The organism is Streptococcus rifensis (genome assembly GCF_053203525.1).
Map to the genome: position 1 here is coordinate 1 of NZ_JBRUCW010000009.1, position 17881 is coordinate 17881.

The window sequence follows — 17881 nt, forward strand, 5'->3', positions numbered from 1 at the left end:
CTTCTATAGAGGATGTTTCAGTTGACGATTATACGCCTGATACGGCTGTTATTTCAGATTTTGATTCCTTGGCGTCAGCCACAGACTTTGAAGCTTCTATAGAGGATGTTTCAGCTGACGATTTTACGCCTGATACGGCTGTTATTTCAGATTTTGACTCTTTGACTCTTGATCTTGGCTTTGATAATTTTGGGTCTATTTTTGATATAGAGGCTGAATTAGACGATTTTGGATCCGTTATAACAGACATTTCAGAAGGATGGACTCTTGAGGAAGTCAATCCTAATGGGCACGTTGCCACTGAAGTAGACAAAGCTAATCCTAGCCTTGAACGTGGTTTATCAGTAGATGATTTGAGTCCATCTGGCTGGACTTATGCTGTCATCGATGACGACTTACAAGATACCCCATTAATTTCATCAAGCCCTCTTCAGTCTTTTTCTATAATACCGGGAGAATATGAAAAAGTTGAAAATCTTATTTTTGAACTTGATAGCATTGAGCCGGGCTCCCTTGATCTTGAGAATTACAAGCAAAATATGTTTGCTGGACCAGTAACAGTTTCTCCGGAGGAGGTACACAATGTGCCAAGCTACCTTTCCAATAGCACAAGGGTGCCTTCTCAAAAAATAGAGTTGCCAGGCGCGAGTCTTAAACAAACTGCACAATTCATTTCTAAAAATTCTGTTACAAAGCAGTCAAATGTTTCCACTATCAATCCTCAGAGCGCAACTATCTCAGTTTCAGATCTACATTCAGCATTGCCAGAAGGATGGAAAGAGAATGTGGGGATTAAAACGACCATAACGGAAACAAAGTCTTCGAGTAAAGTAGGAAGCCAATTGACAGGATATTCTTCTTTGGAAGTGAGTGAAGAGATCACGGAGAAATCCAATCATCCTTTTACTATTAATACAATCAATAACAAGATTACGGGTGTAACTTATGAGGATAAAACCAAAGGTATTTTAGTGGGAGCTGATTTTCATAAAGGACTTTCTCTGGAGGCGGAATACACAAGTCCAAGTGGTTCGAAGTATTCAGCGAACCCACGATTGAGTCTCGATGTTCTTCCTAAAATTGAAGGCAGTGTCAGTTGGGGAGATAGTAAAAGACAGGATATAGTTGGTCTTAAAGCGGGGGGGAACCCCCTTCAGGAAGGATTAGTTGGAGTTGTGAGTGGTACAACTGAGACCAAAACTATAGATGGGGTAACAAATTCGAAAACAACAACCAAGAAAACAGATTCACAGGGTACTGCTTTGCAAGTAGGTATTGTAGGAGCTGCAGTTGCCACACGTGGGCAGGGCCTTGGGCCTACTGCTACAGGTATAGGTGTGTTGAATAGTTTGGGTCATATAGGACGAGCAGGCGCCACAATATCACCTTCTCTGGTTCCTTCTTTAATCAAGTAACATCATTCTCAATGATTCTGTCATATATTACTTATCAAACTTCCTTTATAACTGGTCGGTTATGAGGAGATATTAGGCTACCCTAAGCCACCGAGAGATTAAGAAGTTTCGTTTCTTCCAAGAAACTCTCTCTCAGTGGCTTTTATGTGATTGAAGTCAAGGAGACTTTTTAAATAATGTATTCCCTCCAAAAAGATAGGTCCAAAATATGAGTGGAAGCACGGGGTGAAAAGATCTGATTGTCAAGACTGCATATGCTAGCTGGGTTATTACTGGTTTGAGGAAAGTATGTCTCAACATTGTTTTTGATTTATGCTATAATAGGGAGTGGTAAAACACCTGAATTTTGTTTATTGTTAGACTATACTTCTACTCATATAAAATAAACACTCTCTAGGTTAATCAATAAGAATCGAGAAAAATCATGTCAAATTACGCAATTATACTTGCAGCGGGCAAAGGAACCCGCATGAAGTCTGACCTTCCAAAGGTCCTTCATAAGGTAGCAGGCATCTCCATGTTGGAGCACGTTTACCGTGCGGTTCAAGCCATTTCACCTGAAAAAATCGTGACCATCGTCGGCCATAAAGGAGAAATGGTCCAGCAAGTCCTTGAGGGCAAAACCCTTTTTGCCGAGCAAGCCGAGCAGTTGGGGACAGGTCATGCGGTGATGATGGCAGAGCCAGAACTTTTAGATGCCCAAGGCCAAACCCTTGTCATTGCAGGAGATACACCGCTGATTACTGGTGAGAGCCTTAAAGAGTTAATTGATTACCACGTTAGCCATAAAAATGTGGCCACGATTCTGACCGCTCAAGCTGATAATCCTTTTGGCTATGGCCGGATTATCCGTAATGACAAGGAAGAAGTAGTCAAGATAGTTGAGCAAAAAGATGCCAACCAATATGAGCAAAAGATTACAGAAATCAATACAGGGACTTATCTCTTTGATAACCAAGCTCTCTTTGCGGCCCTTAAAAACATCAATACGGACAACGCGCAAGGAGAGTACTATTTGACAGACGTCATCTCTATTTTCCGTCAAGACGGAGGCAAGGTTGGTGCCTACAAGCTTCAGGACTTTAATGAAAGCTTAGGGGTCAATGACCGCTTGGCTTTAGCAACAGCTGAAAAAGTCATGCGTCAGCGCATCAATGGCCAGCACATGGTCAATGGCGTGACCTTTATTGATCCCGCTGCGACCTACATTGACATTGATGTTGAAATTGAAGCAGATGTGGCCATTGAAGCAAACGTGACCTTAAAAGGCCAAACCAGGATTGGCTCAGGCTCGCTCTTGACCAATAACACCTACATCGTCGACGGCGTTGTTGGCAAAAATACGGTTATCACTGCCTCTGTTATTGAAGAAGCAGAAGTCGCCGATGGCGTGACCATGGGGCCCTATGCCCATATCCGTCCAGGTAGCTTGATCAAGCGTGATGCCCACATCGGGAACTTTGTGGAAATCAAGGGCTCGACTATCGGTGAAAACACTAAGGCAGGTCATTTGACCTATATCGGTAACTCGCAGGTCGGAAGCAACGTTAACTTCGGTGCAGGGACCATTACAGTTAATTACGATGGGCAAAACAAATTCCCAACAGAGATTGATGACAATGCTTTTGTAGGGTCTAACTCGACCATTGTTGCCCCAGTCCGTATTGGGAAAAATGCCCTTGTGGCAGCAGGATCTACCATTACAACAGATGTTCCAGATGATGCAGTCGCCCTTGGACGTGGCCGTCAGGTCAACAAAGAAGATTATGCTAAGGATAAGCCTCATCACCCAGATAGACAATAAGACTTGATTAGAAAGTGGTTACGTTTTAGGCGTTGCGACAGGAGTCACTTGCTCTGGTGTTTTCCAGATAATCCACCAAGTAGTGCTACGCTGGTTGGATTTTATCTCATACTTATTAAAGGGCTGAACGAGCGGTTCAGCCTCTTTTTATATGGAAAAATGCAGTTTATCGCTGCTTTGTGCATCTTATCTAAGGAGGGATTTTTAAGTAAGGTTTTTCTGCTATAATAGTCTAAAAGGAGGCCAGGAGTGAAGTTAAGACTAGAAAAGATAACGGATGGGGAGGAAGAAGTAGTCATCCGCTATCATCAGATGAATGTCACCATCCAAGCCATAAGCGACTTGCTCAGTCAGGGGCAGAATAGATTGGCGGTCGGTGATGAGGAGGGGATCCGTTACCTAGATGTCGAAGCCATTTTGTATTTTGAATCGATTGATGGCAAAAGCTTTGCCTACACACAAGATGCTGTTTATCAGGTCAATCAGACCCTTAAGGATTTGGTCTATGCATATGGTAAAAAGGGTTTCTTTCGCTCAGCCAAGGCTATGGTTATCAATATCTACCGCATTGTCAGCTTTAAAAGTCAAGCCTTCGGTCGCCTTCAAGCCACTTTAGACAATGGCGAAGAGGTGTTGATTTCACGTAAGTATGCGGCTGCATTACGACAGATTTTGGAGGAAGGAGCAGGCAATGAAGACTAAGTGGGAAAATTTTTTGAGTAAAGAAATTGCCATCGAATACAAAACGGCAATCTATTGTTTCTGTGTCTACTTTTTTTACGCTGCTTATCAGCTTATTCAGGGTAGAACAACAGCTGACATTCTTGTTCTGATTCAAATGGTCCTCGTTGCCTATGGAATTGCACAAATTCAGGTCTTTATTTTTCATAATTTTGACGAAGCAGATCGTCTTCAAGGAAGAAAACTCTTAGGACTACTGGTTTGTTCGGGGCTCTATGCTTTATTTGCCCAATGGTTAAATTGGTTTGACCAGAGGTGGGACGTGGCATTCTACTTTGCAACTTTCGTTGCCCTAGAGTATTTGACAATCTTTATTGCCAACAAAATAAAACGCCATATTGACAGTAAACAGCTCAACCAGCTGTTGAAGACTTATAAACAAGGAAAGGAGAAGAAGGATGTCTGAAACGATTATTGCGATTAGCCAGCTCAGGAAATATTACGGCAAACATATGGGGATAGAGGATGTTTCCCTTACGGTTAACAAAGGCGAGATTTTTGGCTTTTTAGGGTCCAATGGTTCTGGTAAATCCACTACTATCCGCTGTCTCTTAGGTCTAATCAAGGCGACTTCGGGTCAGTTTAACCTGTTTAATGATCGCTATGAATCCTTGACAGAATGCTTGAACCAGATTGGTTATATGCCATCGGAAGCCATGTTTTACCCTCAGATGAAGGTTAAGGATGTCATTGCATTTGCTGCCAAATCTCACCGCAAGGATTGCAGTCAAGAGGCAAAACGGCTTTGTCGTATTTTAGAAGTGCCTGTAGATAAGAAGATTCAAGACCTGTCTCTGGGAAATCGCAAGAAAGTGTCCATCGTCTGTGCGCTCCAACACAAGCCTCAGCTGCTCATCTTGGATGAGCCGACCTCAGGTCTTGACCCCCTGATGCAGGAACGTTTTTTCAGTCTGGTCAAGGAGGCTTGCGCAGCCGGCAGCACTTGCTTCTTGTCGTCCCACAACTTGTCAGAGGTTAAAAACAATTGCGACCGTCTGGCAATCATCAAGGAAGGGCGGATCCTTACTATCGACACCGTAGAAAACCTGACCCGCAGTCAAAACAAACGAGTGACCTTATGGAAAGGCGGTCAGCAAGAGAGTTTCTCCTATAATGGGACTAGTGCTGAATTGTTGGAGCGATTAGTCACGGAAGCACCTGATGATTTTCTGGTGGAAGAACCAACGCTAGAAGAGCTTTTTATGCATTATTACGAGGAGGGAGCAAAATGATTTTAGTGACGCACGAACTGAAACAAACCTTCAAAAGCTTAATGATTTGGTCGCTCTCTGTGGGCTTCATTTGCTGGGGTTGTATCATTCTATATAAGAGTGTTGAGGGTAGCCTATCCAATGTAGCGGACATGTATGCCAATATGGGCGAGATGACCAAGGCTCTGGGGCTTGATAAGGTGAGCTTAGCGACGCTGGATGGCTACTTTGCAACGGAGATCGCGCTCATGTTTGGGCTTGGTGCAGGCCTGTTTGCCAGTATGCTGGGGGCAGGCAGCCTTTCCAAGGAAGAAGAAGGCCACACTAGTGAGTTTCTCTATACCTTGCCCCACAGCCGCACTCGGATTATTTTTGGGAAATACCTCAGTTTGCTCATCGCCTTGCTATGCTTTAATCTGATTTGTGTTGGTTTTGAGCTTCTAGCGATTTGGCAAATGAAAATGGATTTTTCCTATGACCACTTTGTCGGCTATCACTTGCTCGCTTTTTTGATGCAGGTCGAGTTGATGACAATCGGTTTCCTCATTTCCAGCCTCAGCCACCGCAAACAGATGGGAGCTGCCCTAGGCTTGACCCTGCTACTCTATGCTATGGATTTGATGGTGCGTATTGTCCCTGACTTGGATAAGCTCAAATACCTGACGCCCTATTATTATGCCAGCGGAGCAGATGTTTTCAGCAAGACGGACTTGGACTGGTCTTTGGTTGGCACTGCTATTTTGGTGATCTTACTGTCGCTCGTAGCTGCCTTTGCCATTATGCGGCGTCGTGATATTCAGGCTTAATTGTAAAAAATCTCGCCAGGGCGGGATTTTTTCTGTGGGAAAGTGAGAGAGTGGGTGAAGAATGGCTTTTTTGCTGCTTTTGTAGTAGAATCAAAAGTAGATGTAATTAGAGGAGCAAAAGTGTCTCATGAATTTTGAAGAAAAAACGCTGTCGCGTCAAGAGATTTTTAAGGGTCATATCTTCACCGTGGCCGTCGATGAGGTCGAATTGCCAAATGGTCTGGGTCAGGCTCAGCGCGAATTAGTGTTCCACAAGGGAGCGGTGGCGACCCTTGCCATTACCCCTGATAGCAAGCTGATCTTGGTCAAGCAATACCGTAAGGCCATTGAGCGGGTTAGCTTAGAGATTCCAGCAGGGAAGCTCGAGGTCGGTGAAGCAGGGAGCGAAGAAGTGGCAGCCCTTCGGGAATTGGAAGAAGAAACAGGCTACGCCACGGATGAGCTGGAGCTTCTGTATGATTTTTACTCAGCCATCGGTTTTTGCAATGAACGGATTCGGCTCTACCTGGCGGAGAACTTGACCAAGGTCGAGAACCCGCGTGAGCAGGATGCGGACGAGACGATTGAACTCTTTGAGTTAACCTTGGCGGAAGCTAAAGCAGCGATTCAGTCTGGGGATATTTGCGATGCTAAAACAATTATGGCCATTCAGTATTATGAGTTAAAGAGAGGTAATCTTCATGGGTAAACCCTTATTAACTGATGATATCATTCGTCGTGCAGAACGTGGAGAAGATTATGCTGATTGGTCTGGAGAAGATGAGGCGACCAAGGAAATCCATTTTGACCGCAGGGATCTGGAGCGCTTGCGCCAAGCTCAGCAGGATATGGACGAGACCATGCCTATTCATGTGGAACCTAGTATTATCAAGTCTCGGCGGATTGAGAACGAAAAACGTAGCCTCTTTCAAAGTAAACTGAATCAGATTTTACTGGTTTTGGTTCTGTTGGGCATTGCACTGGTCCTTGCTATTCTTTATCTTTAGGAGTTGTCATGAAAATTGGAATTATCGCTGCCATGCCAGAGGAACTCAAGACTTTGTTAGCGGTCTTGCAGGGCGGGCAAAAGCAGTTACACTTAGGCAAGGTTTACCACAGCGGGCATATCGGCCGTCATGAAGTGGTTTTGGTTGAAAGTGGTGTTGGTAAGGTCATGTCAGCTATGAGTGTGGCGATTCTGGCAGATTATTACCAGGTGGATGCTGTCATTAATACCGGGTCAGCTGGTGCGGTGGCTGAAGGCCTGCAAGTTGGCGATGTGGTGGTGGCTGAGCGCTTAGCCTACCACGATGTGGATCTGACTGCTTTTGGTTACGCTTATGGTCAAATGTCTGCTCAGCCCTTGTATTTTGAATCTAGCCCTTACTTTATCGCTGAAATGAAAAAAATTCTGTCTTCCTTTGGGCTGACTTCAGCGGTTGGTTTAATCACGACCAGTGACAGCTTTATTGCAGGTCAAGATAAAATCGACCAGATTAAGGAATATTTCCCAGAAGTGTTAGCTGTTGAGATGGAAGGCGCAGCCGTTGCCCAGGCTGCTCACAGTGTTGGGAAGCCTTTCCTTGTTATCCGTGCTATGAGTGATACGGCAAGTCACGATGCCAATATCAGTTTCGATCAATTTGTCATCGAGGCTGGCAAACGCTCAGCCCAAGTGCTTATTCGCTTTTTGGAAACCTTAATATAAAAAAGAATCCCTGATTGAAAGTTCAACCAGGGATCTTGTTCTCGTTATCGTTAGTTAGCCATCGCCTAACACTCTTTGAAAACCTTAGTCTACGTCATTGACTTAACTTGCTGTACGTATGAGATTTAGCCTAGTTCCAGCCTTCAAAAGTTACCCAGATCTTTTCAGCCATCTAAGGTTTATTGTCTAATCTGATTTTGATTTTTGTTGAGTAGGAGACGGAAGTATTGTTCGAGTTCACTATAGTTGCTTATCACTAAATCACAGGCACTTAAATCTTGAGCAGGATAATCTGGGTTGGCAAAGCCGATGCAGGTCGTCCCAGCAGCCTTGGCAGCTAGGCAGCCATTTTGACTATCTTCAATGACGTAGCAGATTTCAGGAGAAACCCCAAGCTGTTCAGCGGCTTTTAAGAAGATATCAGGAGCAGGTTTAGAGTGAGCCACTTCCTCAGAACTGACGAGAACATCAAAATAATGATCTACTCCGACGCTTTCTAAAAGGGTTTCTATTTCATATTTTTTGGATGATGAAGCAACTGCAAGTCTAAAATGGTTAGTGGACAGGAACTTGAGAAATTGATGGATTCCTTTGATAGGTTTAATTACCTTTCTTTGCAGGATGTCCTTTTTCAGCCGATCAACTTTATTGACATAATCGCCGACAGGAAGGGGAAGGGAGTATTTATCTTTCAAATCTTTCCACATTGCAACAGAGGCTATGCCTAGGTATTGGTAGGGGTTATATTCAGAAAGATCAATCCCAGCTTGACTTAAAACAGCCATTTCATTAGCGATGTTAACGGATTCCGAATCCACAATGACACCATCCATATCAAAAATCAGATATTTGGTCATTTATTCTCCAAGTTTTCTAGGTAGTCGTAGATATCGTTATAATTGTTGATCAGTAAGTCACAAGCGCTTAAATCCTGAGCAGGGTAGTCAGGGTTAGCAAAACCAATACAGACCATTCCAGCAGCTTTGGCAGCTAGGCTGCCATTTTTCGTATCCTCAAAAACCAGACAGTTTTCAGGCTGGATGCCAAGCAATTCAGCAGCTCGTAGGAAAACATCAGGGGCAGGCTTGGAATGGGCTACTTCCTCACCGCTAATCTTGACTTCAAAGGCATCAGATAGGCCTAAGGCATTGAGGTTTGATAAGATTTCATGCTTAGGAGATGATGAGGCAACTCCTAAACGCCAGCCGTTGTCCCTCAAGGACTTAATCAGCTCTTGAACGCCAGAGATAGCTCGGACACCGTCACGTTTAATCATCTTTTCACGGCGCTCATTCATCTCAGCAATCAGGTCAGGGACGCTTTCAGTTAGCCCATTTTCCTCCTTCATGACCTGCCACATATGGTCGAAGGTCGTCCCCATAAACTGGTACTGGTAGCTTTCATCAGTATCAATGCCCCTGTCTAAGAGCATCTGAGTTTTGGTTGTTAAAAAAATATATTCCGAGTCAACAATGACACCATCCATGTCAAAAATAATTGCTTTAATCATATGGACTCCTTTTTTACTTTTAGTTATTGTAAAGGATTTCAAATTAATTTTCAAGTATTATCGTATGTTTGAGAGATTGTTAAGCAATGGATGAATGGTAATGATTGCGAAAAAGGTAGCAAAATAAATAAAATGATTGAAAAAAAAAAGATAAAGCGATATCATAGAAAGCGAGAGCAAAAGTTTCACTATGGAGGACAATTATGCCGCACATTTCATTTGATTATTCTAAAACATTAGAGAAGTACATTGCCCCGCATGAACTTGACTTTATGCAAGCGCAGGTTTCAGCTGCTGATAAAGCTCTGCGTGAAGGCACGGGACCTGGTTCAGAAATGACAGGTTGGCTTAACCTGCCGGTAAACTACGATAAGGAAGAATTCGAACGAATTAAAAAAGCTGCCGCTAAAATTCAGTCAGATAGTGATGTTTTAATCGTTATTGGGATTGGTGGCTCTTATCTCGGTGCGCGAGCAGTTATTGACTTTTTGAATAATTCCTTTGTTAACCTACAGGCTAAAGAAGAGCGGAAGGCACCACAAATTTTATATGCTGGAAATTCAATTTCTTCTAATTATTTAGCTGACTTGGTGGATTATGTCAAGGATAAGGATTTTTCTGTCAATGTTATCTCAAAATCAGGGACAACCACAGAACCTGCCATTGCTTTTCGGGTTTTCAAAGACCTTTTAGTGCAAAAGTATGGTCAAGAAGAGGCGAATAACCGTATTTACGCTACGACTGACCGTCAAAAAGGCGCTGTCAAGGTAGAAGCAGATGCCAATAATTGGGATACTTTTGTCGTTCCTGATAGTGTTGGTGGACGCTTTACCGTATTAACTGCTGTTGGACTTCTGCCAATTGCTGCTTCAGGGGCAGATATAGACCAATTGATGGCTGGCGCGGCGTCGGCACGTGAAGCCTATGCGTCTGATCAATTAACAGAAAATGAAGCTTATCAGTACGCCGCGGTCCGCAACATTCTCTACCGAAAAGGTTATCATACAGAGATTTTAGCTAATTATGAGCCTAGTCTCCAATACTTTAGCGAATGGTGGAAGCAATTAGCCGGTGAATCTGAAGGGAAAGATTCAAAAGGCATCTACCCAACTTCTGCTAATTTCTCAACAGACCTCCATTCAATTGGTCAATATATTCAAGAGGGCCAGCGTTTCTTGTTTGAAACAGTTCTTCGTGTCGAACACCCTCGCAAGAACATTACTATTCCAGAAACACCAGAAGATTTGGATGGTTTAGGCTATCTTCAGGGTAAAGATGTTGATTTTGTTAATAAAAAAGCCACGGATGGTGTCCTTTTAGCTCACACTGATGGCGGTGTTCCAAACTTACACTTAACCCTGCCTTCTCAAGATGAATTCACTTTGGGATACACTATTTACTTTTTCGAAATTGCGATTGCCCTTTCAGGATATTTAACTGGTATTAACCCGTTTGATCAGCCAGGTGTGGAAGCCTACAAGAAAAACATGTTCGCACTTCTCGGTAAGCCAGGCTTTGAAGATTTGGCAGCTGAGTTAAATGCACGATTATAATTCAACAAAGAATCACAGTAGTGGTTCTTTTTGAATGATGATAGCCATGTCCAAACTATTGAGGCATTATTCATAGTCAGTCAAAATCAGAGCTATCTAAAACAGACTAAGCAGGTATGAGTGATGCGAAATTCTTTGAATGTCTCATGAAGTATTGTTGACGTTGACTATCCGTGTTCCTGTATGGTTTATATCTCTTCGTCTAATGTTGATAGGCCATAAAAATCAACATTAGACGAGAGCAAAGTCGTTTGAAAATCCTTTGGTCAATGCTTGCACTAAGTTCGAGTTCAGCACCATGTTACTAAGGGCCGTCGTTTTTCTAATAGTTTGCCTATCGCCCTCATTTTTGCTAGGCCATATTGAGAATTAGTCTAGTTTTTTTGGATTAAAGCTTAAAAAGTCTGTCTTAATTATTTTTTGAAACCGTTTTATAATACGGTTATCAAATAAAAAAGGAGTTTTTCTCATGGCAGATTGGCTGAAAATTAAAGGAAAAACAGTGGTTGTTACTGGCGGGTCATCTGGAATTGGCAAAGCGATTGTAGATGGACTTTTAGAATTAGGTGTTCAAGTAGCTAATTTTGATATCATCAATAATGATATAGCTCACAAGAATTACTTGTTTGTAACAGTTGATGTGACTTCTCGTCAAGAAGTAGAATCAGGAGTGGCAAAAGTCATAGACCGTTTTGGAACGATTGATGGAGTTGTTAACAATGCGGGCATTAATGTTCCCCGCTTACTTGTTGATCCCAATGAACCTCATGGTCAATATGAATTAGACGACGACGTTTTTGACCGCATTGTGGCTATTAACCAAAAAGGATTATATTTAGTGAGCCAAGCGATTGGAAGAATCTTGGTAGCTAAAGGTAAAGGAGTCATTATTAATATGGCTTCAGAAGCAGGACTTGAGGGTTCTGAAGGACAAAGTGCTTATGCAGCAACCAAGGCAGCAGTATATAGCTATACAAGATCTTGGTCTAAGGAACTTGGTAAACATGGTGTACGCGTCGTCGGCATAGCACCAGGAATTATGGAAGAAACAGGCTTACGGACCTTAGCGTATGAGGAAGCTCTTGGCTATACAAGAGGCAAAACAGTTGATGAGATTCGAGCAGGTTATTCTTCAACAAGTACGACACCACTAGGACGCAGCGGCCGGCTTAGCGAGGTTGCCGATCTGGTTGCCTACTATTTATCAGACCGATCTAGTTACATCACAGGAATAACCACTAATGTAGCTGGTGGGAAGACACGCGGATAAACGATAGGGTAAGGGGTGAGGGATTTGACTTTGGTCAATAGATGGTATCAAATATTAGATAGTCTTGTTCATCACAAATTCTTACACTTTAATGAGCTTCAAAAAGCATTAGGAATCAGTGCTCATACACTGGCAAAAAGCATAGAACAGCTTAACGAAACCTTGTCTGATATACTTGTTGTTGTCCAGGAGCAGGGGAAAGTAGAGTTGACCATTCGTGATTACGAAGGATTTGAACGTGTTCTCTTAGGGAAATTGAGAAAGGAAACGGACTTTAACTCATCTAGTAAACGATCTAGATTTCTTTTAAAACGTTTAATCCTGTCAAAGACTCCGCTACTTATAGATGACCTCGCTGAAGAGTTGGATGTCAGCCGAGGGACGATTGCCAAAGACCTTAAAAAAGCAAAACAGCTGGCAAAAGATTATAGAGTAAGTATTATTGGAATACCCAATCGCGGATTGGAACTTTATGGAGATGAATTAGATCTTCGCCTGCTTTTTATTCATGAAGTATACAAATATTTTGGATACGATAATCAAGAAGAGATAGAGATGTTCGTAGAAACCCTGTCTATCAAGTACCGTATTCCTTTGAAGGTAAGGGATCTGCTGGTTAAGACTTTGTGTGTTGCTAGTCTAAGAATAAAAGAGCAGAACAATATGATTGGCCCTGTTGAACATTATCATAATCCGGTTAATGGTACAGCATTGTTGGACGAGGTGTGTTATCAGCTAGAAACTTCCCACCGAATCAGTTTAAGCCAATATGAAATAGACTTCATTAGTTTACCGCTTAGCATTCAGTATATAGAGAACCTCAACTATTCTGAGGAAAAAGAAAATAAAGAACTACGAAAAGTTTTTAACCATATGACGAAGAAGGTGAGCGAACACTTTGCTTTAACGTTTGATAGCGATGCTCTTTATGACGATATGAAGACTCATCTCAATTTTTTAATCAATCGCCTGATTTTCAGAGTTCAGACAGAAGATATTTTTATGGGAGAAATCCAAGAAAAATATCCCTTAGCTTTTGAAGTCGCAAGAATGGCTGCTGACTTACTTGGAAATTACTATCAGTATGAGGTTTCCTTGGTTGAAGTGAGTTATTTAGCTCTCTACTTTGAAAGTATTTTTCGAAAAGATTACGGTCAAGAAGGAATGGCAGGCAAACACATTGCTGTTGTTTGCACGACTGGCCATGGAACAGCTAATATCATCATGCGTCAGCTGAGACGTGTTCTTGGTGGAGATATAGAGATTTCACGATATACTGAGGAAGCCTTTTCAGAAGAGGATTTAAAAAGTTACTTTGCCATTTTCACAACTATCCCTCTTAAGTTTACAAAAAGTGAAACGCCAATCATTCATCTGACAAAATTATTTGACGAACAGTGGCTAAGGGATGAATGGCAAAAAGCAAGACTTTATCACCAAAAAAATCTTGAAACGTTAAGATTGATGTTTACAAAACTCAACATCGAAAAGAATTACGAAGCTTATCTGAACACTATGGTGGATGAATTAATTGATCGAAAAATAGTAAGGGAAAGCTTTCGTAAAGGGATATTGTCTAGAGAAGCTAATCAATCAACTATTTTTGGAGGGGGAATAGCTTTTCCGCACACGATAAATGAGCATGGAACGGCTCCCTTCTTGATGTTAGGGATACCAGAATTTCCTTTGCAAACGGAGCATGGTGAAGTGTTGTTTATATTTATGGTTGGGATTCCAGCGCAGCTTTCAGAAAAATCCCAAGAGGAACTGTTAGAACTATATGATGACATTTTTCGTGTAGCTATTGATCAAGAGCTGAGAAATGAACTTAGAGGATTAAAGAGTGAAAAATCTTTTAAAGATTTAACCAAAAAAAGAGGAGTATTTTAATGTCAGTTTGGGTTATTTTTGGCGTAAGTGTGATTTTAGCCTACCTTGGACAATTCTTATTAGGCTATAGGCAATTGAAACATTTTAATGAAACGTACCAAATGTTAAGAAAAAAAGGTAGGGTGGCTATTGGTCGTCGTGCAGGAAAAATTCAATCTGGTACAATTGTCATGTTTGCGATTGATAAGACTGGCCTTGTCTTAGTAGCTAAGAAAATGCAGGGCGTAACCGTTCTGGCTCAATTCAAGGACATGCCTGTCTATATTGGACAGGACATCCATTATTTTGATAAATATAATCCGATCGTTCGTCAGGAAAATAAATTACTGCGAATAGCAATTGAAGACGCGAGAGAAATCTTTCTCCGTACGGAAGCTGGCGCCTATAAGGATGTGCCTAAGTATGCATCAGGCATAGATGTTGGTCTCCATGCTAAGATGTTATTGTCGCGTTTGAAATTACAGTTTAAAAAACCATAACACTATTGATAAAAGGAGTTTATTATGGATTTCGTTATTAAATTTGCCGAGGGCTTTATGAGCCTTTTCCAATCTGGTGCTGAAACCTTCATCTCTTGGATGACTGGGATCGTACCCGTTGTACTGATGCTTTTAGTAGCCATGAATGCTTTGATTTCCCTCCTAGGGGAGGAAAAGGTTAACAAATTGGCCCAGGTATCGGCTAAAAACCCGGTCAGCCGCTATATGATTTTGCCGTTTATCTCGGCCTTTATGCTGGGTAACCCTATGTCCATTTCAATGGGGCGTTTCATGCCAGAGTTTTACAAACCAAGCTATGTAGCGTCGCAAATGCAATTTTGCCATACCTCAAATGGAGTTTTTCCCCATATCAATCCGGGTGAGCTCTTCGTATGGCTTGGTATTGCCTCAGGTATTGAAACACTGGGATTGAGTACTATGGATTTGGCTATTCGTTACATGCTTGTCGGTATTGTCATGAACTTTTTGGCAGGTTGGATGACGGACTTTACAACAGCCTGGGTATGCAAACACCAAGGCGTAACACTCAGTAGAGCATTAAACTAAGAAAGAATGAGGGGAAAATCATGGCTTATAAGAGTATAAAAGTTGTTAAAGGGAACGGCGGATTTGGCGGACCGCTTGTCATCACGCCGACAGAAGAAAAACACAAATTTATTTATATTACAGGGGGCGGCGAAAAGCCTGATATCGTAGATAAAATTGCCTCTTTAACAGGCATGGAAGCGGTGAATGGTTTCAAAACATCAATTCCGGATGAAGAAATTGCCTTGGCGATTGTGGATTGTGGCGGTACCCTTCGCTGTGGTATTTATCCTAAAAAAGGCATTCCAACGATCAACATTGTCGCGACTGGTAAGTCAGGACCCTTGGCCCAGTACATTACTGAAGATATTTATGTATCAGCAGTTGGTGTAGATCAGATCGCCCCAGCAGATGATAGCGCAGGTATTCAAGCAGAGGTTGTAAAAACCGTTCAAGAAACTCCTAAAACAGGGACCTATGATACTAGTAAAAAAATTACAGAGCAGCGGGCGGAAAAGAGCTTTATTGCTCGTATCGGTATGGGAGCCGGTAAAGTTGTTGCCATTTTCAATCAGGCAGCGCGTGAAGCGATTCAAACCATGCTTAACACCATCTTACCCTTCATGGCATTTGTTTCCCTTTTGATTGGGGTTATCAATGGGTCTGGTATCGGAAACTGGATTGCTAGACTCATGGTGCCACTTGCCGGTAATGTTTGGGGCTTGGTTATCATTGGTTTCATCTGCTCACTTCCATTTCTTTCACCGCTGCTCGGACCTGGTGCAGTTATCTCGCAAATCATCGGTACCCTCATCGGGGTTGAAATTGGGAAAGGTAATATTCCGCCACAAATGGCGCTTCCAGCCCTCTTTGCAATCAACACGCAAAATGGCTGTGACTTCATTCCGGTTGCTCTAGGTTTATCAGAAGCTGAATCTGAAACGGTTGAAGTTGGTGTGCCATCTGTTCTTTACTCACGTTTCTTGAGTGGAGTACCGCGTGTCATAGTTGCTTGGCTGGCTAGTTTTGGTCTTTACCAGTAGGATGAATAATAAAGGATGAATGAAAATGACGATTTTTGAAACAAGCGTAACTGCTATCGGGCCAGAAGCGGAACTATTTAGGTCAGAGTCAATGATTATTTTGTTCGGGGACAAAGCGCCGGACATGCTGGCAGACATGTGTTACACTATCATAGTTAATCCGATTAATGAAGAAATCAAGCCAGGCCAGACAATTTATTTTGATCATGATGCATATCCCATAACTGCCGTTGGTTCTGTCGCTCAAAAAAATCTAGCCTCCCTTGGCCACATTACTGTAAAATTTGATGGGAAAACTGATCCGGAGCTTCCTGGAACTATCCACGTTAAGGCTAAGGATTTACCGAAAATATCTGTAGGGACCCATATAGTCATTCAATAATTTTAGAAAACAAAGGCAAATTCTAAATGTTAAAAACCATCCCCCAAAATTTAGGGATGGTTTTTGGCTTAAAATGTATAATCTTTGACAATTTCAATGCTGTTGATGGTGATATCGGTCATCGGTTTGTCACTGTCGTCCGTATCAGTTGTAGCGATACTATCCACAACATCCATTCCTGAAATGACTTGACCAAAGACGGTGTATCCGCCATCTAAGGAAGGATTGCCACCGTTTTTGTAAGCCTCAATGATTGGCGCTGGGAATCCTTCTGGGTCTAGTCGAGAGCTGAAATCTTGGGTATTTTGATTGATGAAGAACTGGCTACCATTGGTATCTGCCCCAGCATTGGCCATGGCAAGGGCTCCACGGATATTGTAGAGGTAGGCAGAGATTTCATTGGCAAATCCTCGGCCACTATCGATGCTGTCATCCTTGCCAGCCCAGATAGATTCTCCTCCAGTACCGTTACCTAGTGGGTCTCCCCCTTGGATCATAAAGTCCTGAATCACTCGGTGGAAAATAACCCCATCATAATAACCGGCCTTTGCATGCGTTAAGAAGTTTTCAACTGCTAACGGCGCATACTCAGGAAACAGTTTAATCGAAATATCTCCCGAGCTTGTATGGAGAATGACTTGGGCCTCATTATCAGCGACTGTTTCAGATAATTGTGGGAAAGCGGACGAATCTGCTTTCAAAGCTTCTGCATACTGGGCGGATAAGGCGTTTGTATCAGAAGAGGAACTGCTTTGGGAGGTTGAGGAAGATGTTGACGTTTCTTGGTCAGAGGACTTACTGCAGGCCCCTAAAAATAAGGTTGTTGCTAAGACAAAGGGGATAAATTTTTTCATAAAGATTCCTTTCGATTCTCAGTAATGCCCTTATTCTACCATAATCTAAGATCGAAACCAAGCGCCGAAAGCATTCCATATCATTGATTTGTAGAGCCGTGGATTTCTGTGGTATAATAGAGGGTAACTGTTTTAGAAAAGATACGAAAATGGCTGATAAACAAACGACTTATTATGATGACTACCCTGTAAAGCCCTATATCTCTCCAGAAAGAGATTTAGCCGAAGAAACTCTTGGATTTAAGCCTGTTCCAAGACGAAACATGGAACCGTTAGAGGATGGTCTTTTAGCAGGCGATATCATCCTGCTGTGGCGCATTGCCTTTGGGACCTTTACGACAGATAGTGTGATGCCAAAATACCTCGAATATACCTATGGGATTGATGGGCAAACGCATTTGAAAAAACTGGAGACAGAGGGTTATATCCTAAAAGAAACGGCCGTGGATTCGTTGGACCATATCACAGCAACTGTCAAAAAGACAATTTTAAAGGATTCTGGTGTTTCAGGGCTTTCAAAATATAGATCAGCTGAACTAGATGACCTCATCAAAACACATCTTACCGAAGTTGCGTTAGCAAGCTATTTTGATATCCGAGGCTATGGTTTAACGGGTAAAGGCCAAAAGGCCCTGGCTAATCATCAAGCGGTCGTTGACCGTCATCCCAAGAAAAAATTTTAGGTAGAAA

20 protein-coding genes are annotated in these 17881 nt (G+C 42.3%); 17 read left to right on the forward strand and 3 right to left on the reverse strand.

Translation table 11 applies throughout. The annotated features are described in order from the left end of the window. The 9 genes from ACVRYP_RS06460 to ACVRYP_RS06500 all read left to right on the forward strand — a co-directional run. Positions 1 to 1415: hypothetical protein (locus tag ACVRYP_RS06460; RefSeq protein ID WP_447467922.1), on the forward strand; the 1415-nt coding region annotated here is incomplete at its 5' end. A gap of 424 nt (positions 1416 to 1839) precedes the next feature. Beyond that, the gene (glmU, locus tag ACVRYP_RS06465; RefSeq protein ID WP_447467923.1) at positions 1840 to 3219 is read left to right on the forward strand and encodes a bifunctional UDP-N-acetylglucosamine diphosphorylase/glucosamine-1-phosphate N-acetyltransferase GlmU; all 1380 of its coding nucleotides are present in this window, start codon (positions 1840 to 1842) and stop codon (positions 3217 to 3219) included. Between the two features lie 249 nt (positions 3220 to 3468). Continuing rightward, complete coding sequence (locus tag ACVRYP_RS06470) at positions 3469 to 3921, forward strand: LytTR family DNA-binding domain-containing protein (protein WP_447467924.1); 453 nt, start codon at positions 3469 to 3471, stop codon at positions 3919 to 3921. Continuing rightward, on the forward strand, positions 3911 to 4366 hold the full coding sequence (locus ACVRYP_RS06475) for a DUF3021 domain-containing protein (RefSeq protein ID WP_447467925.1): 456 nt from the start codon (positions 3911 to 3913) through the stop codon (positions 4364 to 4366). Before ACVRYP_RS06470 ends, ACVRYP_RS06475 begins: the two co-directional genes overlap by 11 nt. Then, positions 4359 to 5192, forward strand: coding sequence for an ABC transporter ATP-binding protein (locus tag ACVRYP_RS06480; RefSeq protein WP_447467926.1), 834 nt, complete (start codon positions 4359 to 4361; stop codon positions 5190 to 5192). The genes ACVRYP_RS06475 and ACVRYP_RS06480 overlap by 8 nt, the downstream gene beginning before the upstream one ends. Further along, on the forward strand, positions 5189 to 5977 hold the full coding sequence (locus ACVRYP_RS06485) for a DUF2705 family protein (protein WP_447467927.1): 789 nt from the start codon (positions 5189 to 5191) through the stop codon (positions 5975 to 5977). The genes ACVRYP_RS06480 and ACVRYP_RS06485 overlap by 4 nt, the downstream gene beginning before the upstream one ends. 127 nt (positions 5978 to 6104) lie before the next feature. After that, positions 6105 to 6665, forward strand: a complete 561-nt coding sequence (locus ACVRYP_RS06490; RefSeq protein WP_447467928.1) for an NUDIX hydrolase — start codon at positions 6105 to 6107, stop codon at positions 6663 to 6665. Further along, positions 6658 to 6963 carry a cell wall synthase accessory phosphoprotein MacP gene (gene macP, locus ACVRYP_RS06495; protein WP_447467929.1) on the forward strand — a complete coding sequence of 102 codons (306 nt, stop codon included), beginning with the start codon at positions 6658 to 6660 and terminating at the stop codon, positions 6961 to 6963. The genes ACVRYP_RS06490 and macP overlap by 8 nt, the downstream gene beginning before the upstream one ends. Positions 6964 to 6971: 8 nt before the next feature. Then, positions 6972 to 7664 (forward strand): 5'-methylthioadenosine/adenosylhomocysteine nucleosidase, encoded by a 693-nt coding sequence (locus ACVRYP_RS06500; protein WP_447467930.1) that lies wholly within the window; start codon positions 6972 to 6974, stop codon positions 7662 to 7664. 179 nt (positions 7665 to 7843) lie between these two features. Here ACVRYP_RS06500 and ACVRYP_RS06505 read toward each other — a convergent pair whose 3' ends face one another. Both ACVRYP_RS06505 and ACVRYP_RS06510 read right to left on the reverse strand, forming a co-directional pair. Continuing rightward, entirely contained in the window at positions 7844 to 8521 is a 678-nt protein-coding gene (locus tag ACVRYP_RS06505; protein ID WP_447467931.1) for an HAD family hydrolase, read from the reverse strand. Then, a complete protein-coding gene (locus ACVRYP_RS06510; protein WP_447467932.1) occupies positions 8518 to 9174 on the reverse strand; it encodes an HAD family hydrolase in 657 nt (218 codons plus the stop codon). Before ACVRYP_RS06510 ends, ACVRYP_RS06505 begins: the two co-directional genes overlap by 4 nt. Positions 9175 to 9377: 203 nt before the next feature. On the opposite strand from ACVRYP_RS06510, the gene ACVRYP_RS06515 reads away from it, so the two are divergent. The 7 genes from ACVRYP_RS06515 (at position 9378) to ACVRYP_RS06545 (ending at position 16337) form a co-directional block, all read left to right on the forward strand. Beyond that, complete coding sequence (locus tag ACVRYP_RS06515; RefSeq protein WP_447467933.1) at positions 9378 to 10727, forward strand: glucose-6-phosphate isomerase; 1350 nt, start codon at positions 9378 to 9380, stop codon at positions 10725 to 10727. Between the two features lie 469 nt (positions 10728 to 11196). Then, a complete protein-coding gene (locus ACVRYP_RS06520) occupies positions 11197 to 11997 on the forward strand; it encodes an SDR family oxidoreductase (RefSeq protein ID WP_447467934.1) in 801 nt (266 codons plus the stop codon). Between the two features lie 15 nt (positions 11998 to 12012). Then, positions 12013 to 13887, forward strand: coding sequence for a BglG family transcription antiterminator (locus ACVRYP_RS06525; protein WP_447467935.1), 1875 nt, complete (start codon positions 12013 to 12015; stop codon positions 13885 to 13887). Continuing rightward, on the forward strand, positions 13887 to 14366 hold the full coding sequence (locus tag ACVRYP_RS06530) for a transcriptional regulator GutM (RefSeq protein ID WP_447467936.1): 480 nt from the start codon (positions 13887 to 13889) through the stop codon (positions 14364 to 14366). The genes ACVRYP_RS06525 and ACVRYP_RS06530 overlap by 1 nt, the downstream gene beginning before the upstream one ends. Before the next feature lie 24 nt (positions 14367 to 14390). Next, positions 14391 to 14933 (forward strand): PTS glucitol/sorbitol transporter subunit IIC, encoded by a 543-nt coding sequence (gene srlA, locus ACVRYP_RS06535; RefSeq protein WP_447467937.1) that lies wholly within the window; start codon positions 14391 to 14393, stop codon positions 14931 to 14933. Between the two features lie 20 nt (positions 14934 to 14953). Beyond that, positions 14954 to 15955: a PTS glucitol/sorbitol transporter subunit IIB gene (gene srlE / locus ACVRYP_RS06540; protein WP_447467938.1), complete on the forward strand. Its 1002-nt coding sequence runs from the start codon at positions 14954 to 14956 to the stop codon at positions 15953 to 15955. Positions 15956 to 15980: 25 nt separating this feature from the next. After that, positions 15981 to 16337, forward strand: a complete 357-nt coding sequence (locus ACVRYP_RS06545) for a PTS glucitol/sorbitol transporter subunit IIA (RefSeq protein ID WP_447467939.1) — start codon at positions 15981 to 15983, stop codon at positions 16335 to 16337. 68 nt (positions 16338 to 16405) lie between these two features. On the opposite strand, the gene ACVRYP_RS06550 is transcribed toward ACVRYP_RS06545, so the two are convergent. Then, a complete protein-coding gene (locus ACVRYP_RS06550) occupies positions 16406 to 17191 on the reverse strand; it encodes a peptidylprolyl isomerase (RefSeq protein ID WP_447467940.1) in 786 nt (261 codons plus the stop codon). Between the two features lie 149 nt (positions 17192 to 17340). Here ACVRYP_RS06550 and ACVRYP_RS06555 point away from each other — a divergent pair, with 149 nt between their 5' ends. After that, positions 17341 to 17874 (forward strand): hypothetical protein, encoded by a 534-nt coding sequence (locus ACVRYP_RS06555; RefSeq protein ID WP_447467941.1) that lies wholly within the window; start codon positions 17341 to 17343, stop codon positions 17872 to 17874. The last annotated feature ends 7 nt before the right edge of the window (positions 17875 to 17881 follow it).

Bases quoted from the DNA above. Each gene is read 5' to 3' on its own strand.
- ACVRYP_RS06480 (WP_447467926.1), top strand. From the start codon at position 4,359: ATGTCTGAAACGATTATTGCGATTAGCCAGCTCAGGAAATATTACGGC.
- ACVRYP_RS06550 (WP_447467940.1), bottom strand. From the start codon at position 17,191: ATGAAAAAATTTATCCCCTTTGTCTTAGCAACAACCTTATTTTTAGGG.
- ACVRYP_RS06485 (WP_447467927.1), top strand. From the start codon at position 5,189: ATGATTTTAGTGACGCACGAACTGAAACAAACCTTCAAAAGCTTAATG.
- ACVRYP_RS06555 (WP_447467941.1), top strand. From the start codon at position 17,341: ATGGCTGATAAACAAACGACTTATTATGATGACTACCCTGTAAAGCCC.
- ACVRYP_RS06500 (WP_447467930.1), top strand. From the start codon at position 6,972: ATGAAAATTGGAATTATCGCTGCCATGCCAGAGGAACTCAAGACTTTG.
- ACVRYP_RS06515 (WP_447467933.1), top strand. From the start codon at position 9,378: ATGCCGCACATTTCATTTGATTATTCTAAAACATTAGAGAAGTACATT.
- ACVRYP_RS06505 (WP_447467931.1), bottom strand. From the start codon at position 8,521: ATGACCAAATATCTGATTTTTGATATGGATGGTGTCATTGTGGATTCG.
- glmU (WP_447467923.1), top strand. From the start codon at position 1,840: ATGTCAAATTACGCAATTATACTTGCAGCGGGCAAAGGAACCCGCATG.
- ACVRYP_RS06490 (WP_447467928.1), top strand. From the start codon at position 6,105: ATGAATTTTGAAGAAAAAACGCTGTCGCGTCAAGAGATTTTTAAGGGT.
- srlE (WP_447467938.1), top strand. From the start codon at position 14,954: ATGGCTTATAAGAGTATAAAAGTTGTTAAAGGGAACGGCGGATTTGGC.
- macP (WP_447467929.1), top strand. From the start codon at position 6,658: ATGGGTAAACCCTTATTAACTGATGATATCATTCGTCGTGCAGAACGT.
- ACVRYP_RS06510 (WP_447467932.1), bottom strand. From the start codon at position 9,174: ATGATTAAAGCAATTATTTTTGACATGGATGGTGTCATTGTTGACTCG.
- ACVRYP_RS06520 (WP_447467934.1), top strand. From the start codon at position 11,197: ATGGCAGATTGGCTGAAAATTAAAGGAAAAACAGTGGTTGTTACTGGC.
- ACVRYP_RS06475 (WP_447467925.1), top strand. From the start codon at position 3,911: ATGAAGACTAAGTGGGAAAATTTTTTGAGTAAAGAAATTGCCATCGAA.
- ACVRYP_RS06530 (WP_447467936.1), top strand. From the start codon at position 13,887: ATGTCAGTTTGGGTTATTTTTGGCGTAAGTGTGATTTTAGCCTACCTT.
- srlA (WP_447467937.1), top strand. From the start codon at position 14,391: ATGGATTTCGTTATTAAATTTGCCGAGGGCTTTATGAGCCTTTTCCAA.
- ACVRYP_RS06545 (WP_447467939.1), top strand. From the start codon at position 15,981: ATGACGATTTTTGAAACAAGCGTAACTGCTATCGGGCCAGAAGCGGAA.